Annotated in this window: 12 protein-coding genes and 1 tRNA gene; 11 read left to right on the top strand and 2 right to left on the bottom strand. The window is 64.5% G+C overall.

What is annotated here, in order from left to right:
• Nucleotides 1-346 precede the first annotated feature (346 nt).
• Together GPT33_RS11135 and GPT33_RS11130 are read right to left on the bottom strand one after the other, a co-directional pair.
• Nucleotides 347-3592, bottom strand: coding sequence for an efflux RND transporter permease subunit (locus GPT33_RS11135; RefSeq protein WP_296808741.1), 3246 nt, complete (start codon nt 3590-3592; stop codon nt 347-349).
• The gene (locus tag GPT33_RS11130; protein ID WP_296808738.1) at nt 3585-4658 is read right to left on the bottom strand and encodes an efflux RND transporter periplasmic adaptor subunit; all 1074 of its coding nucleotides are present in this window, start codon (nt 4656-4658) and stop codon (nt 3585-3587) included. The genes GPT33_RS11135 and GPT33_RS11130 overlap by 8 nt, the downstream gene beginning before the upstream one ends.
• A gap of 413 nt (nt 4659-5071) precedes the next feature.
• Here GPT33_RS11130 and GPT33_RS11125 point away from each other — a divergent pair, with 413 nt between their 5' ends.
• The 11 genes from GPT33_RS11125 to mltB form a co-directional block, all read left to right on the top strand.
• Entirely contained in the window at nt 5072-6889 is a 1818-nt protein-coding gene (locus tag GPT33_RS11125; protein WP_296808735.1) for a long-chain fatty acid--CoA ligase, read from the top strand.
• Between the two features lie 152 nt (nt 6890-7041).
• A tRNA-Gly gene (locus GPT33_RS11120) sits at nt 7042-7115 on the top strand.
• Between the two features lie 55 nt (nt 7116-7170).
• On the top strand, nt 7171-7497 hold the full coding sequence (locus GPT33_RS11115; protein WP_296808732.1) for a DUF2007 domain-containing protein: 327 nt from the start codon (nt 7171-7173) through the stop codon (nt 7495-7497).
• A gap of 43 nt (nt 7498-7540) precedes the next feature.
• On the top strand, nt 7541-8647 hold the full coding sequence (mutY, locus tag GPT33_RS11110; protein WP_296808729.1) for an A/G-specific adenine glycosylase: 1107 nt from the start codon (nt 7541-7543) through the stop codon (nt 8645-8647).
• Complete coding sequence (locus GPT33_RS11105; protein ID WP_296808726.1) at nt 8644-8916, top strand: oxidative damage protection protein; 273 nt, start codon at nt 8644-8646, stop codon at nt 8914-8916. Before mutY ends, GPT33_RS11105 begins: the two co-directional genes overlap by 4 nt.
• Nucleotides 8917-9171: 255 nt before the next feature.
• A complete protein-coding gene (locus GPT33_RS11100) occupies nt 9172-10218 on the top strand; it encodes a rod shape-determining protein (RefSeq protein WP_296808722.1) in 1047 nt (348 codons plus the stop codon).
• Nucleotides 10154-11101 (top strand): rod shape-determining protein MreC, encoded by a 948-nt coding sequence (gene mreC / locus GPT33_RS11095; RefSeq protein ID WP_296808720.1) that lies wholly within the window; start codon nt 10154-10156, stop codon nt 11099-11101. Before GPT33_RS11100 ends, mreC begins: the two co-directional genes overlap by 65 nt.
• A complete protein-coding gene (mreD, locus tag GPT33_RS11090; RefSeq protein ID WP_296808717.1) occupies nt 11098-11586 on the top strand; it encodes a rod shape-determining protein MreD in 489 nt (162 codons plus the stop codon). Before mreC ends, mreD begins: the two co-directional genes overlap by 4 nt.
• Before the next feature lie 278 nt (nt 11587-11864).
• Nucleotides 11865-13739 carry a penicillin-binding protein 2 gene (mrdA, locus tag GPT33_RS11085; RefSeq protein WP_296808715.1) on the top strand — a complete coding sequence of 625 codons (1875 nt, stop codon included), beginning with the start codon at nt 11865-11867 and terminating at the stop codon, nt 13737-13739.
• Nucleotides 13729-14865: a rod shape-determining protein RodA gene (gene rodA / locus GPT33_RS11080; RefSeq protein ID WP_296808712.1), complete on the top strand. Its 1137-nt coding sequence runs from the start codon at nt 13729-13731 to the stop codon at nt 14863-14865. Before mrdA ends, rodA begins: the two co-directional genes overlap by 11 nt.
• Before the next feature lie 246 nt (nt 14866-15111).
• The coding region (gene mltB, locus GPT33_RS11075) for a lytic murein transglycosylase B (protein WP_296808710.1) at nt 15112-15962 on the top strand (851 nt) is incomplete at its 3' end.

Here is a 15962-nt window from a genome sequence, read left to right as displayed (position 1 = left end):
GCCCTTCGGGGTGAATGGCTATCTGGAGCTGACCTTGCGGATCGAGCGGGCCGACGGTGCGGCCGTTATCCTGCTTCGGGGGGATTGAGCGGTCATATCGAATCGATCGGGATCCATGGCAGGACGCTCCGGATCTCGCCCGGTCTTCGATTAAACCGCGCCCAGCGAGGCATGCGATGTTTTCGGATGGGATCGGCCCAGGCAGATTAGACGACCGCTGGAGGCGGCGCGGTTTAAGATATTAAAAAGTATATCATTTTAAACCGCGTCCCCGCTAAGGGCCGTAGATGCACCAAACGCCGAACTCACCCGAAAGTCAGCATCTCGATCCGGACGCGGTTTAGGATCAGCCCGTCGCGGTACGGATCCACTCCACGCGCGTGCGCATCACGCCGTAATAGACCACCGGGATGACGACCAGGGTCAAGACGGTCGAGACGAACAGACCGAACAGCAGAGACACCGCGAGCCCCGAGAAGATGGGGTCGTCCAGGATGAAGAGCGCCCCTGCCATGGCCGCCGCCGCGGTCAGCGCGATCGGCTTGGCGCGCACCACGGCCGAGTTGATGACGGCCTCCTCGAACCCTTTCCCCTCGCGCACCTGCTGGTTGATGAAGTCGACCAACAGGATCGAGTTGCGCACGATGATGCCGGCGAGCGCGATCATGCCGATCATGGAGGTCGCGGTGAACTGCGCACCCAAGAGCGCATGGCCGGGCATGATGCCGATGATCGTCAGCGGGATCGGCGCCATGATCACAAGAGGCACCAGATAGCTGCGGAACTGGGCGACCACCAGCAGATAGATCAGGATCAGTCCGACCCCGTAGGCGATGCCCATGTCGCGGAAGGTCTCGTAAGTCACCTGCCACTCGCCGTCCCACTTAAGGCTGAACTCGTATGGGTTGGCGGGTTGCTGGATGAACCACTGCTCCAAGCCCTGCTCCTGCGCGAGCCGATCCGAGATCTCGAACATCCCGTAGAGCGGGCTGTCGGTCTCGCCGGCCATATCGGCGGTGACATAGACCACGGGCATCAGGTCCTTGTGATAGATGCTGTGCGCACGCTGGGTCTCCTGAACCTCGACGATCTCGGAGAGCGGCACCAGTGCACCCGACATCGAGAGCACCCGCAACGCCAGCACCTGATCCAGATCGGCCTTGTCCGCCTCGCTGAGCTCGACGCGGATCGGCACCGCGTATTTGACGTTCTGGCAGTGCTGATAGCTCATGTCCTCGCCGTCGATGAGCGTGGACAGTGCTTGGGCGACCGTACTTTGGGGCACGCCCAGGCGCGATGCCTTGGTGCGATCCACGACCACGACCAGCTTGCGCGACGGATATTCGACCGAGTCGTCGACATCGACGATGTCCGTCGTGGACTCGAAGATCCCGCGGACCTCGCGGGCGACGCGAATCTGTCCGTCGTAGTCCAGCCCGTAGATCTCCGCGACCAGTGGCGAGAGCACCGGCGGGCCGGGCGGGATCTCGACGATCTTGGCGTTGCCTCCGTGGCGCAAGGCGATCTCCTGCAGCGGTGCGCGCATGCCGGCGGCGATCGCGTGGCTCTGCAGGTCGCGGTGATGGCTGTCGACCAGATTGACCTGAATATCGCCCAGGTGCGCGCCCTCGCGCAGATAGTACTGGCGCACCAAGCCATTGAAGTTGATGGGCGCGGCAGTGCCGGCATAGATCTGGAAGTCGGTGACCTCGTCGACGGTGGCCAGAAAATCGCCCATCTCGCCGAGCACCCGCGCCGTTTGCTCGAGGCTGGTCCCTTCGGGCATGTCGAGCACGACCTGGAACTCGCTCTTGTTGTCGAAGGGCAGCATCTTGAGGATCACGACCCGGCTGGTGACCAGCGAGATCGATCCCGCGATCAGAATCAGGATCCCGGCCAGCAGCAGCCAGCGGTTGAGAACCCCTTTGCGCCCGACCAGGAACGGCCCGATGACGGTGTGGAACAGGCGGTCGAGACGCCCGCCCGCATGGGCCGCATCCGGATCGTCGCCGTGCTGCGCATGTCCGGCGCCCGCGGCGTGGCGCTTGCCGAGCATGGCGTTCGCCATCCAGGGCGTGAAGACGAAGGCGACGACGAGCGAGATCAGCATCCCCATCGATGCATTGATGGGGATGGGGCTCATGTAGGGCCCCATCAGGCCGCTGACGAAGGCCATCGGCAGCAGCGCGGCGATGACGGTGAAGGTCGCGAGGATGGTCGGTCCGCCGACCTCGTCGACCGCCTTGGGCATGAGGTCGAGCAGCTTGGCCTTGCTCATCGCCATGTGTCGGTGGATGTTCTCCACCACCACGATGGCGTCGTCGACCAGGATGCCGATGGAGAAGATGAGCGCGAACAGCGAGACCCGGTTGAGCGTAAAGCCCCATGCCCAAGAGGCGAAGAGCGTCAGGGCCAGGGTCACGACGACGGCCGCGCCGACGATGATGGCCTCGCGCCAGCCGATCGCAAGCCAGACCAGCACCACCACCGAGGCGGTCGCGAAGACCAGCTTGGTGATCAGCTTCTGCGCCTTGTAGTCGGCCGTGGCGCCGTAGTTGCGGGTGACCGTGACCTGGACGTTGTCCGGGATGAAGGTGCCTTCGAGCTGCGCGAAACGCTCGATGACCTGCTCGGCGACCGCGACGGCATTCACACCCTCCTGCTTGGCCACTGCGATGGTGACGGCCGGGGTGCTGCCGGATAGGTCGAGATCCGTATGAACCGCGCCCGCGCCGGTGCCCATCCGCACGTAAGCCTCCGGTTGCTCGGGGCCGCGCTCCAGGGTCGCCACGTCGCTGAGATAGACCGGTCGCCCGCCGTGCAGGCCGACGACCAGCTGATGGAGCTCTTCCGGGCAGGTCAGGAAGGTGCCGGCCTGCACGAGGATCTCCTCGTTGTCGGCGGTCACCATGAGATTGTCTTTGATGACATTGCCCGCCTGCAGGGAGCGGCGCAGGTCACTCAGGTCGATTTGGTAGCCGGCAAGAGCCTGCGGGTCCAGCAGCACCCGCACGACCTGGGATGGCGCGCCGACCGTGTAGACGTCGCGCGTGCCGGGGACACGCTTGATCTCCTGCTCGAGCGCATGGGCGACCTGCCCCAGCTCGAAGGCCCCCACGGTGGAGTCTTGGGACCAGAGTGTGGCCGTGATGATGGGGACATCGTCGATCCCTTTTGGTTTGACGATCGGGGTACCGACACCCAGGTTCGGCGGGAGCCAATCCTGATTGGCCAACACCTTGCTGAAGAGCCGCACCACGGCGTCGGTATTGTCTTCGCCGACCTTGTACTGGACGGTCACCACCGCCATGCCGGGCCGTGAGACCGAGAAGACGTGCTCGATCCCCTTGATCTCGGAGAAGACCTGCTCGGCCGGTCCGGCAACCAGGTGCTCCACCTCGCTCGCCGAGGCGCCCGGGAAGGGGATGAAGATGTCCGCGAAGGTGACGTTGATCTGCGGCTCTTCCTCGCGCGGCGTCACGAGGATCGCGAACAAGCCGAGCAGCAGGCCGACGATGGCCAGAAGCGGCGTGATCTCGGTGTTCTGAAAACGCCGGGCGATGCTGCCCGAGATGCCGAGCTGCTCAGCCATGATCTTGTCCCGCCTCGGCGCCGGCGCTCGACTGCGACTTCAAGGCGACGCCCGCGGCGATCGGATCAAGCGCGACCCGCTCGCCTTCGCCGAGCCCGGCGAGTACGACGACGCCGCCATCGACGGCACGTCCGAGCCGAATCTGGCGAAAGCCGACTCGCCCGTCGTCGTCGACCACATACACGGCGGTCACCTCGGAGCGCTGCACGACGGCCTCGAACGGGATTGTCAGCTCCCGCTTGGCGCCGATCTCGAAGGCGGTCTTCACGAACATACCGGGAAAGAGCCCTTTGGTTCCTTCCGGCAGATCGAGCCGCACGGTGAAGGTGTTGGAGCCCATGTCCGCGAACGGGAAGATGGTGAGCTGATTCGATTCGATGATCTCCTCGGGACCCAGATAAATGCGAGCGGTCCCGCCCTCGCGCACCGAGGGGATGACGCTTTGGGGGACGTCGACGATCACACGCAGCTGATCGAGCGAGATCCCGCTCATGACCTGCTGGCCGGGGCTCGCCGTCTCGCCGATCTCGATATGGCGATGAGTGACGATACCCGAGTAAGGAGCGCGGATCTGGGTGTATTCCAACTGCTCCTGCGCCTGCTCGAGCCGCGCGGTGGCGGATTCCAGCTCCGCCTCGGCCGCGGCAAGATCCGCCTTCGCCTGGTCCATGGCGGACTCGGAGACATTCTTTTTCTCGAACAGACCGGTAACGCGCGTGTACTCCTCCTGCGTCTGCTCCAATCGCGCCGAGGCGGACCTCAAATCGGCGGCGGCTTGAGCCACCCGAGCGCGATGCTCGGTATCCTTCAGCCGCGCGACAATGACGTCCTTCTCGACGAAATCCTCGACATCGAACAGGATCTCTTGGACCTGGCCCGAGGTCTGTGCCGAGACGGTGGTTCGATTGATGGCCTCGACGACACCGTCCAGTCGATATTCGCGCGGCAGGGTTTGGTACTCGGCCGGTGCGGTGTCGAGCGCGAGGGTCTCGGCGGCTTGAAGATTCAGCGCGGCAAGCGCCATCAGGCCCGCGAGTGCCGGTATGATCAAGGGGATGAGGGGCATGGTGGCGGTCCTCTAAAATATTAGATTTTTCTTATATTAACAGAATCTATTGGCAAAACAAGGTGGTTGATGAGCTGGCAGGCCTGTACCCGGGCGTTGACTGATCGGGGTCGGGGACTTGAATGCGCTGTCTCGGCCCGTCCGGAGGGTAGCAGACGCTTGGCGTTTGCCGGAGGTTTTTCGGGTGTCGCCCCGTGTGCCTTGCCGTTCAGTCCCGCCGCGCATCTCGACCTCCCGCCGATGCTGGTACGCAAGGCCCTGCACAGTGACAATAGAGCGAAAGAGCGAACACCGGAAACCCGTTCATGCTCGCATGCCCGGGCATGAGCAGCGTCGCCCCGATCGCGGGCCCGCGCCGGAGAAACACGACGCCGCCTCTCTGCGTGGGTCGGCGAGACCAAGAGGATAGCCCCGTGAGCCGATGGTCCGAGGACCTGATCCCGATCGACCGTGCCAAGACCCTGGATGGGCTCTTTGTTCAACGCGTCAGGCGCTCGCCGACGCGGGTCGCCTACCGCCATTTCGAGCGCGGCGGTGGATGGACCGAGCTGACTTGGGAGGAGACCGGCGCACGGGTGGCGCGCTGGCATCGGGCGCTCGCGGGCGAGGCGCTCGCAAGAGGGGACCGGGTCGCGATCCTGCTGCGTAACTGCCCGGATTGGGTCGTGTTCGACCAAGCGGCGCTGTCGCTCGGACTGGTTACGGTGCCGCTCTACACGGACGACCGGGCGGAGAACGCGGCCTATATCCTGCAGGATGCGGCGGTCAAGCTGCTGTTGATCCACGACGCCGGACGTTGGAAGCGGTTGGCCGAGGTTCTCGGCGATGCGCCCTTTCCGGCACGCGTCGTGATCTTGGAGTCGAGCCCCGCAGCGCGAGAGCTGGCGGAGGCGGATCCGCGGGTGGTGATCGCCGAGGATTGGCTGCCGGAGACCGCACCGGACCCCGGCCAACGTGCCGGCGATCCGGATGCCTTGGCGACGATCGTCTACACCTCCGGGACCACCGGGCGTCCGAAGGGCGTCATGCTCAGCCACCGCAACATCATGGGCAACGCCCACGGTGCTCTGACCGTCATCGACTGTTACCAAGAGGATCGGTTTCTCTCCTTTCTGCCGCTGTCCCATATGCTCGAACGCACGGGCGGCTATTACCTGCCGATGATGGCCGGGGCGACGGTCGCCTTTGCGCGCTCGGTCGCGCAGCTCGCAGACGATATGCAGGCCATTCGCCCCACCGTCATCATCGCCGTCCCGCGGGTCTTCGAGCGGGTCCACCAGCGCATCCATGACCAATTGAACGCACGCCCGGCGCCCGCACGCTGGCTGTTCCGGCTCGCCGTCGCCGCGGGGTGGCGGTCCTTCCTGCGTGAGCAGGGACGCGGCGGCTGGCACCCTTTACTACTGCTTTGGCCGTTGCTGCGCCGCAAGGTTGCCGGTCAAGTCCTCGCCAAGCTCGGCGGGGCGCTGCGTGTCGCCGTGAGCGGCGGTGCGCCGCTGCCGGCACCCGTCGCGCACACCTTCATCGGTCTGGGCCTGCCCCTCTTGCAGGGCTACGGCTTGACCGAGACGAGCCCGGTCATCAGCTTCAATCCGCTCAAGGACAATATCCCGGAAAGCGTCGGCGTGCCGCTGCGCGGGCTCCAGTTGCGCATCGGGGCAGAGGACGAGCTGCTCGTGAAGGGCGAGAACGTGATGCTCGGCTACTGGAACAACCATGCGGCCACCGCTCGGGTGTTGACGCAGGACGGTTGGCTGCACACCGGCGATCAGGTGCGTCTGGAGCACGGACACATCTACATCACCGGACGTCTCAAGGACATTCTGGTCCTGTCCAACGGCGAGAAGGTCCCGCCCGCCGACCTGGAGATGGCGATCGCGATGGACCCTTTGTTCGAGCAGGTGGTTGTACTCGGCGAGGGGCACTCCTATCTCACAGCGTTGCTGGTATTGAACGCGGACCTCTGGCCCGGACTGGCGCGCGAGCATGGTCTGGATCCGGAGCGGCCCGAAAGCCTGCGAGATCCTCAGCTCAATAAGCTCATTCTCAAGCGCATCCGCTCGGCACTGCATGATTTTCCGGGCTATGCCAAGATCCGACGTGCGACCCTGACGCTTGAGCCCTGGTCTATCGATAATGGACTGCTGACGCCGACCATGAAGGTGAAGCGCGCCATGGTCGTCACGCGCTATCACGATGAGATCGAGGAGATGTACGGGATGGATGCCTGATCTAAACCGTGCGGTCTCCAGCGGCCCTCTGATCTGCCGGGACCGATCCCATTCAAAAACAGCCCATACTGCGCTGGGCGCGGTTTAACCGGGGGCGAATCCGGTCGCGATCTTGATTGCGCGGCGGGCAGCGCCTACACTAACCACTCAATGCGGGTGTAGTTCAATGGTAGAACTTCAGCTTCCCAAGCTGATAGCGTGGGTTCGATTCCCATCACCCGCTCCATCTTCCCCCGCTCCGCACTCCGCCGCCGTGGCGATCGTGCTGTTCCCGTAGCCACATGCGACGTCTCTATCAGGCTCGGGATCGCATCGAGGCCCAACTCCTGCTGGACTTTTTGGATCGGCATCTCGTCGAGGCCGTCATCCTGGGCGACTATCTCTCGGGTGCCGCGGGCGGTCTGCCTGCCGACATCGGTCCCACGCTCTGGGTCGTAGAAGATGACGACCTGAAACGTGGTCGGGAGCTTCTCGGTCGGTTTCAGGCCGATGCGGGGCGTCCGAGCAATGCCGCGACCTGGCTTTGCAGCGGTTGCGGAGAGTCGGTGGACGGTGATTTCGACCTCTGCTGGAACTGCGGGCAGCCGCGCGCCGAGACCGAATCGTGAAGGCTGTACGTCCGGCTTCGCGTACCGAGGACGGGGCGAGTCCATGAGTGCAGGCCCCTCGGAGTGGTTCAGCGAGGCCGTGCTCGGCTGGTTCGATCGGCACGGACGCAAGGATCTGCCCTGGCAGCGCGACCCGACGCCTTATCGGGTCTGGGTCTCGGAGATCATGCTCCAGCAGACCCAGGTCGCGGTCGTGATTCCCTATTTCGAGCGTTTCGTCGCGCAGTTCCCGACGGTGCTGGATCTTGCCGATGCGTCGGAGGATCGCCTGATGGCCCTCTGGTCCGGGCTCGGCTACTACGCACGTGCCCGCAATCTCCATCGCGCCGCCGGTCTGATTCGGGATCTGCACGGCGGGGTCTTCCCCGCTGCGATCGAACCCTTGTTGGCACTCCCCGGCATCGGCCGCTCTACGGCCGGTGCGGTGCTCTCCCTCGCCTTGGACCAACGCCATCCGATCCTCGACGGCAACGTGAAGCGGGTGCTGGCACGTGCCTTCGGCGTCGAGGGTTGGCCTGGCCAAGGCCCTGTCCTCGAGCGGCTCTGGATGCTGGCCGAACAGCTCACGCCGCTGAGCCGGGTCGGCGCGTTCAACCAGGGCATGATGGATTTGGGTGCCACGCTCTGCACCCGTCGTGTCCCGGCCTGCGAGCGCTGTCCGGTCTCGGAGCGGTGTATGGCACGCCGCTCGGGCCGTCAGGGCGAGCTCCCGACACCCCGCCCGCGCCGCAGCCCGCCGGAGCGCGGGACCTTGATGCTGCTCCTCGTCGATCCGTCCGGCGACATCCTGCTGGAGCGCCGGCCCAAGAGCGGGATCTGGGGCGGACTCTGGAGTCTGCCCGAGATCTTGCCGGGCGCCGATCCGCGCGACTGGTGTCTCGCCCGGCTCGGCATCCTGCCCGCGCGGGTTGAAATGATCGGGGCACGCCGTCACACCTTCAGCCACTTCAGTCTGGATATTCGAATCGCGCGCGTAGAGCTCGACTCAGTACCGGCTCGCGTTGCCGACGACGTGGATCGGCGCTGGCTGAATCCGCGCGATCTCGCCGCTCTCGGCATGCCCGCGCCTGTGAAGAGCATCCTGGACCACTTTCAAGCCGGCCGAGCGCAACCGCCCGTTCGTCCGTCACCACACGGAGACGTCTCATGACTCACATGGTTCACTGCGTCAAGCTCGGCCGCGAGGCCGAGGGGTTGGATCGGGCGCCCTATCCGGGCGAACTCGGCAAGCGCATCCACGCCAACGTATCCAAGCAGGCATGGCAAGACTGGCTTCGCCACCAGACCATGCTGATCAACGAGAATCGCTTGAGCCCGATGGATCCCAAATCGCGCAAGTTTCTCGAAGAGCAGATGGAGAAGTATTTCTTCGGCGAAGGCGCCGAGATGCCAGAGGGTTACGTCCCGCCCAAAAGTTAGCGGCGAGCGCCGGCACCCTGCACGGGGCCGGCCGCCGATCGCGTTGTCCCCGTCTCGTTGTACGGATCTCGTCGCCCCGTCCCCTCACTCGGCGAGGTTGCGGGGGCTCGCGTGCGCGATCAACCGCCTTGCCGATCCTCCCTTGCGTTGTTAGATTAGCTCGCCGTTTTCCGATGGATTTCCCGACGGATCCTCGTCCAGGATGCCCGCGGGAGAGCCGGCGATCTCCTCCTTCTCCCGCAAGGTATGCACCTGATGTTCTTCAGAAGTCTTCGTGGAATCTTCTCGAACGATCTTTCGATCGATTTGGGTACGGCCAATACGCTCATCTTTGCGCGTGACCAAGGGATCGTACTCAACGAGCCGTCGGTGGTCGCGATCCGCCACGAGCGCAAAGGCGGGGGCAAGACGGTGGTCGCCGTCGGCGAGGAAGCCAAAATGATGCTCGGGCGCACGCCGCAGAGCATCACGGCGATTCGCCCGCTCAAGGACGGTGTGATCGCCGATTTCACCATCACCGAGAAGATGCTCCAGTACTTTATCCACAAGGTGCACGCGTCACGCCTGATTCGCCCCAGCCCGCGCGTGCTCATCTGCGTACCCTGCGGCTCGACCCAGGTGGAGCGTCGCGCCATCAAAGAGTCGGCGGCCGGCGCCGGGGCCCGCGAGGTGTTTTTGATCGAGGAGCCCATGTCGGCGGCGATCGGTGCCGGGCTCGCGGTCCACGAGCCGCGCGGCTGCATGGTGATCGATATCGGCGGCGGTACCTCCGAGGTGGCGATCATCTCGCTCAACGGTATCGTCTATTCGGCATCGATCCGGGTCGGCGGCGACACCTTCGACGACGCCATCATCAACTACGTCAGGCGCAACTACGGTACCCTCATCGGCGAGGCCACGGCCGAGCGGATCAAACACAGCATCGGCTCGGCCTTTCCGGGCAACGAGGTGCTGGAGATCGAGGTGCGCGGGCGCAACCTCGCCGAGGGCATTCCGCGCAGCTTCACACTCAACAGCAACGAGATCCTGGAAGCGCTGCAGGAGCCGCTTGCGGCGATCGTCGGCTCCGTGAAGATGGCCTTGGAGCAGACGCCGCCCGAGCTTGGGTCGGACGTCGCCGAGCGCGGCATCGTGCTGACCGGAGGCGGATCCTTGTTGCGGGATTTCGATCGTCTGGTCGAGGAAGAAACGGGTCTGCCGGTGGTCGTGGCCGAAGACCCGTTGACCTGCGTGGCGCGTGGCGGCGGCAAGGCGCTGGAGATGCTCGACGCACGGGGGATCGACCTCTTTACGACCGAGTGATCCCATCAAACCGCTCTTCCTTCGCGGGCCGTCGCCGACCCTCCGGGTGATCCTGGCGGTCGTGTTCGCGCTGGGCCTCATCATCGCCGACCATCGGTTCGACCACCTCGAGCGCGTGCGCTCGCTGCTGTCCGTCTTGGCCTACCCGTTGCATTTGGCCGTGAACGTGCCGGCCGCACTCGTGCGCGCCACCCGTGAGCGTCTCACGGACGCGGCGCAGTTGCGCTCGACGAACACGGCACTCAGTCGCGAGAACCTGCTGTTGAAGGCCCGTCTGCAGCAGTTCGAGTCGTTGGAAGCCGAGAACATGCGCCTGCGCGACCTGCTCGGCTCCTCGTTCAACATCGGCGAGCGGGTCCTGATCGCGGAGATTCTGGCCGTGGATCTCACGCCTTCGCGTCAGCAGGTGATCGTGAACAAGGGCACGAGCTCGGGCGTCTTCGTGGGGCAACCGGTGTTGGATGCCAATGCCGTGATGGGACAGGTGATCCGCACCAACCCCTTCTCGTCCGTCGTGCTTCTGATCACCGACTCGGATCATTCGCTTCCGGTCGAGGTCAACCGCAACGGTCTGCGCGCGATCGCCGCGGGTTCCGGCGTCGGGCAGGGGCTCGATCTGCTCTTCATCCCCAAGAACGCGGACATCCGCGAGGGCGATCTGCTGGTGACCTCCGGAATGGGCGAGCGTTTCCCCCCGGGTTATCCGGTTGCACGGGTGACCACGGTGCGCCAGGATCCCGACAATCCCTTCACGACCGTGTTGGCCGAGCCGACCGCGCGGCTCGACCGCAGCCGCGAAGTCCTTTTGGTCTGGACCCTTGATCCGCACATGCAACAGGAGGCGCTGACCGGCGCAGAGCCGAACCAAGGCACCACGCCATGACGGACGCAGCACCGCGAGGCGGCTGGCTGATCTTCGTCAGTCTGCTGATCGCCCTCTTCCTCACGATCTTGCCGATGCCGGCCGCGGCGGATGCTTTCCGGCCGCAGTGGGTGGCGCTCGTCACCCTGTTCTGGTGTCTGGCCATACCGGAGCGTTTCGGGGTTTTCGCAGCCTTCGGCGTGGGTCTGGCGGTGGATGTGGTCAGCGGCTCGTTATTCGGACAGCACGCCCTGGGGCTCTCGCTCATCGCCTATGCGGCGGTCGAGCTTCACCAACGAATCCGGTTGTTCCCTCTATGGCAGCAGGCGCTTTTCGTGTGGGTTTTGCTGTTGGTCGAGCGGCTGCTCAATCTGTGGGTCCTGGCGGCGACGGGGCAGCCGATGCCCTTCCTGATCTACTGGGTGCCCACCCTGTTCGGTCTTCTGCTCTGGCCCTGGCTCTTCGTGATCCTCAACGACCTCGGTCGCCGCGCAGGTTTGGTCTAGACTAGACCGCGTTCAGCATGGCATGCACCCACCTCGTCTCGGTCATAGCGTCGTCGCACCAACGCCCGTTTCAGCCAAACCGCGTCTCACCGGGGTCGATGACATCTCCGAAGCCAAACGCAAAATGAAAACGACGCATCTCGCTCCGGACGCGGTTTAACGCGGTCTAAAATTTTGAATCTTTTTGACTTAAACCGCGCCGACTCCAAGGTTCACCGAGGCCGCAAAGCCACGGGGCACCTCCCGACGTTTGGTGCTGCATCACCGAGCGCGGTTTAATGCTCGAAGCGAACCTGGAAGACCGTAAGCGCGAGGCCCGCTTGGTCGCGAGCCGAACATGGATCGCCGCAACGCTGGTGATCGTTGCGCTCTCGCTCGTCGTAGTGCGCCTGACGCATCTCCAGGTCGATCAACATGACCATTTCTCGGTGCTGTCCCGCGACAACCGGGTCAAGGTCCAGCCCTTGCCGCCGGCACGCGGACTCGTCTACGACGCCAATGGCGTGCTGCTTGCGGACAACCACCCGTCCTTCTCGCTGGAGATCACGATCGAGAAGGTGGACGATCTGGATGCCACCATCGAGGAGCTGTCCCGAGTCATCCTGATCGAGCCCCGGGATCGCGCCCGTTTCGAGCGGCAAAAGCAACAGCGGATGCGGTTTCAGGGCGTGCCGATCCGGCTGAATCTCACGCCGACGGAGGTTGCGCGATTCGCGGTCGACGGGCATCGTTTCGCCGGTGTCGACATTCGTGCGGAACTGGTGCGCACTTATCCGCTCGGCGAGGACACCGCGCATGTGCTCGGCTATGTCGGTCGGATCAACGAGCAGGAGCTCGCCCGGATCGATAAGAGCAACTACGCCGGGAGCCACTTCATCGGCAAGGGCGGTCTGGAGAAGGCCCATGAGGCACTGTTGCACGGTCAGGTCGGCTACCAGCAGGTGGAGGTCAACGCCCGCGGCCGGGTGATCCGCACACTCGAGAGTCAGCCGCCCGTGTCCGGTAAGGATCTCCATCTGTACCTGGATATCGGTCTGCAGCAGGTTGCAAAGGAGGCGCTCGGCGAGGAGCGTGGTGCCGTGGTCGCCCTGGATCCGCGCAACGGCGGCATCTTGGCCCTCGTGAGCAACCCGAGCTTCGACCCCAATCTTTTCGTGGAGGGGATCAGCCAGGCCGATTATCAGGCACTGCTGAGCTCGCCGGACAAGCCGTTGTTCAACCGAGCGGTCCGCGGACAATATCCGCCGGGCTCCACCATCAAGCAGTTTGTCGCCCTCGCAGGGCTTACCGCCGGGGTGACGACCTCGCGACGTGCAACCTATTGCTCGGGTGCCTTCAGTCTGCCGGGACACTCCCATCGGTTTCGCTGCTGGCGTCGCGGCGGTCATGGCGCCCTGAGCTTGGAGCAAGCGCTGGTGCAGTCTTGCGACGTCTATTTCTATGATCTGGCCAACCGGCTGGGGATCGACCGACTCTCGGGCTTTCTCTCGGACTTCGGCTTCGGCGCCTTAACCGGTATCGATGTCGCCGGCGAGCTGGGCGGACTGATGCCGACGCGTGAATGGAAGCAACGGGTCCGCAAACAGTCCTGGTATCCCGGCGAGACCCTGATCGTAGGGATCGGGCAGGGCTCCTTTCTGGCGACGCCGCTGCAATTGGCCGTCGCCACGGCGGCGGTCGCCAACCACGGCAAGGTGATACGCCCGCAGGTCGCGCGCGCAGCCCAGGCTCCCGGTGCGGCCGCTGCCGAGCAATTGCCGATGGTCTCTCACACCATCGCTCTCGCCGACGAACATCAATGGGAGCTGATCATTGACGCGATGGCGAAGGTCGTCGAATCCGGCACCGCCCGGCGCATCCGCAGCACCGAGTACCGCATCGCCGGCAAGACGGGGACCTCGCAGGTCTTCAGCCTTGGTCAGAACCAACGCTACAACGCGGCGACACTCCCCAAGCATCTCAAAGACCACGCACTGTTCGTCGCCTTCGCGCCGGTCGAGGATCCGCGTATCGCGCTTGCCGTCATCGTGGAGAACGGCGGCGGGGGCGGCGCCACCGCGGCACCCGTCGCGCGTCGCATCATGGACGCCTACCTCGGCGGCGCGAGCGTACCGAGCGTGCCGAATGATTCCGGGGGCGAGCGTGGCGACTAGGTCGAGCAGCTATTTTTCGGACGATGTCCTGGACCAGGGGCGTCCGGGTTTTTGGCAACGGATCCACCTGGATGCCCCGTTGCTGGCGGCACTGCTGGCCCTGTGCGGTTTCGGTTTGATGGTGCTCTTCAGCGCGAGCGACCAGGATCCTGCCGCGGTCGAGCGACAGTTGGTTCGGCTCGGGGTCGCATTTGGCCTGATGATCGCGGTTGCACAGGTCTCCCCTGCGCGTTTACGCAGCTGGTCTCCGCTGCTGTATGGGGTCGGCGTGGCGATGCTGATTGCGGTTCTCCTGGTCGGGGATGTCGGCAAGGGGGCGCAGCGCTGGTTGGATTTCGGCGTCGTTCGCTTTCAGCCCTCGGAGATCCTGAAGCTTGCGGTGCCCATGATGCTTGCCTGGATGCTCAGTGCTCGCGCCTTGCCGCCGAAGCTCATGTGGGTGGTGCTCGCGGCCCTGGCGACCATGATCCCGGTCGTGCTGATCGCAAAGCAACCGGATCTGGGAACCTCGCTGTTGGTCGCCAGTGCGGGCGTCATGGTGCTCTTCGTGGCCGGCATGGGTTGGGGCATGATCCTTTCGCTTGCAGCCGTCGTTGCCGCGGTGACCCCGCTCGTTTGGATCGGTCTGCATGAGTATCAGCGCGACCGCGTGCTGACCTTCCTGAATCCGGAGTCCGACCCGCTCGGGTCGGGTTATCACATTATCCAGTCCAAGATCGCGATCGGTTCGGGTGGGGTCGACGGGAAGGGCTGGCTGAACGGCACCCAGTCACACCTGGAGTTTCTACCCGAGCGCAACACCGACTTCATCTTCGCCGTGATCGGCGAGGAGTTCGGATTTACCGGGATCCTGGCCCTGCTCGCCCTCTATCTTTTCATCATCCTGCGCGGCCTGGTGATCGCGGCACGGGCACAGGATCGCTTCGGGCGTTTGCTGGCCGGCGCTCTAACCCTGGTGTTCTTCGTCTATGTCTTCGTCAACACAGGCATGGTCACCGGCTTGCTGCCGGTGGTCGGGGTTCCGCTGCCGCTGATCAGCTACGGCGGGACCTCGATGGTGACCCTGATGGCCGGATTCGGCATCATCATGGGGATTCACACCCATCGGATTCGCTCGCGCGGATAATCCTAAACCGCGTCCAGAGCGAGATGCTCACTTTCGAGTGAGCTCGACGTTTGGAGCATCAACGGCCCTTAACGTGGACGCGGTTTAAATCCGGCAGTGAGCGCTTCGTGCTTCATGCAAGGGCTCGACGGCATTGACGTTCGCGTTCATCCGAGGGCTCACCGGTCGGGTGATGGCCGCTACGACCCCTGAAGCACGCCCCGCGCGTCGGGTCCGAGCTCCGGAACATTCAACGAGGTACGCCCCATGACTATCGCCTACCGACTTCTCTTCGCCGGATGGGTGGCGCTCGCCGCGTCGCAGCTGCACGCCGAGCCGAACGACTACGTGGCCGAGGCCGATATCTTCGCGCGCGAGATGGTCGAGCGGCATGGGTTCGATTCGGCCGAGCTGCAGGCCGTGCTGGCGGATGCCCGCTACAGTCAGGCCATCGTCGATGCCATGGACCGGCCCTACGAGGCCAAGCCTTGGCGCGACTATCGAGGGCTGTTCGTCACGCCCGAGCGGATCGTCGGCGGTGTCGCCTTTTGGCGCGACAATGCCGATTTGCTCGCGCGTGCCGAGGCCGACTACGGTGTTGCTCCTCAGATCATCGTCGCCATCATCGGGGTCGAGACCAACTACGGTGCCAATACGGGCAAGCATCGGGTGATCGATGCGCTGACCACGCTCGGGTTCTCCTATCCGCGGCGGGCCGACTTCTTCCGTCGCGAGCTCGAGGCGTTTCTCCTGCTGAGCCGCGAGGAGCAGGTGGATCCGAGCCGGGCCGTCGGCTCCTATGCAGGGGCGATGGGCAAGCCCCAATTCATCGCGTCGAGCTATCGCAACTATGCGGTCGACTTCGACGGGGACGGTCGGCGCGACCTGTGGGGCAGCAACGCGGACGTCGTAGGGAGCGTCGCCAACTATTTCAAACAGCACGGTTGGCGTCCGGACGAGCCGGTCGCCTTTGTTGCGGCACTGCGCTCGGGCATCCCGGCCGGAATCGCATTGGCCGAGAAGACCCCAGTCCGGCCGGATACGACCGCCGGCGCATTTCGTGCCGCGCGGGTCGACTGGAAAGAGCCACTGGCGGTCGATACGCCCGTGAGTCTGAT

The sequence above is a fragment of the Thiocapsa sp. genome, from assembly GCF_011390875.1.
GTDB lineage: Bacteria > Pseudomonadota > Gammaproteobacteria > Chromatiales > Chromatiaceae > Thiocapsa.
This window is presented reverse-complemented; position numbering and strand designations above follow the sequence as displayed.

What these genes read in the sequence shown, in the direction of transcription:
- GPT33_RS11135 (WP_296808741.1), bottom strand. Translation starts at nt 3,592, where the DNA reads ATGGCTGAGCAGCTCGGCATCTCGGGCAGCATCGCCCGGCGTTTTCAG.
- GPT33_RS11130 (WP_296808738.1), bottom strand. Translation starts at nt 4,658, where the DNA reads ATGCCCCTCATCCCCTTGATCATACCGGCACTCGCGGGCCTGATGGCG.
- GPT33_RS11115 (WP_296808732.1), top strand. Translation starts at nt 7,171, where the DNA reads ATGCGACGTCTCTATCAGGCTCGGGATCGCATCGAGGCCCAACTCCTG.
- mutY (WP_296808729.1), top strand. Translation starts at nt 7,541, where the DNA reads ATGAGTGCAGGCCCCTCGGAGTGGTTCAGCGAGGCCGTGCTCGGCTGG.
- GPT33_RS11105 (WP_296808726.1), top strand. Translation starts at nt 8,644, where the DNA reads ATGACTCACATGGTTCACTGCGTCAAGCTCGGCCGCGAGGCCGAGGGG.
- GPT33_RS11100 (WP_296808722.1), top strand. Translation starts at nt 9,172, where the DNA reads ATGTTCTTCAGAAGTCTTCGTGGAATCTTCTCGAACGATCTTTCGATC.
- mreD (WP_296808717.1), top strand. Translation starts at nt 11,098, where the DNA reads ATGACGGACGCAGCACCGCGAGGCGGCTGGCTGATCTTCGTCAGTCTG.
- mrdA (WP_296808715.1), top strand. Translation starts at nt 11,865, where the DNA reads ATGCTCGAAGCGAACCTGGAAGACCGTAAGCGCGAGGCCCGCTTGGTC.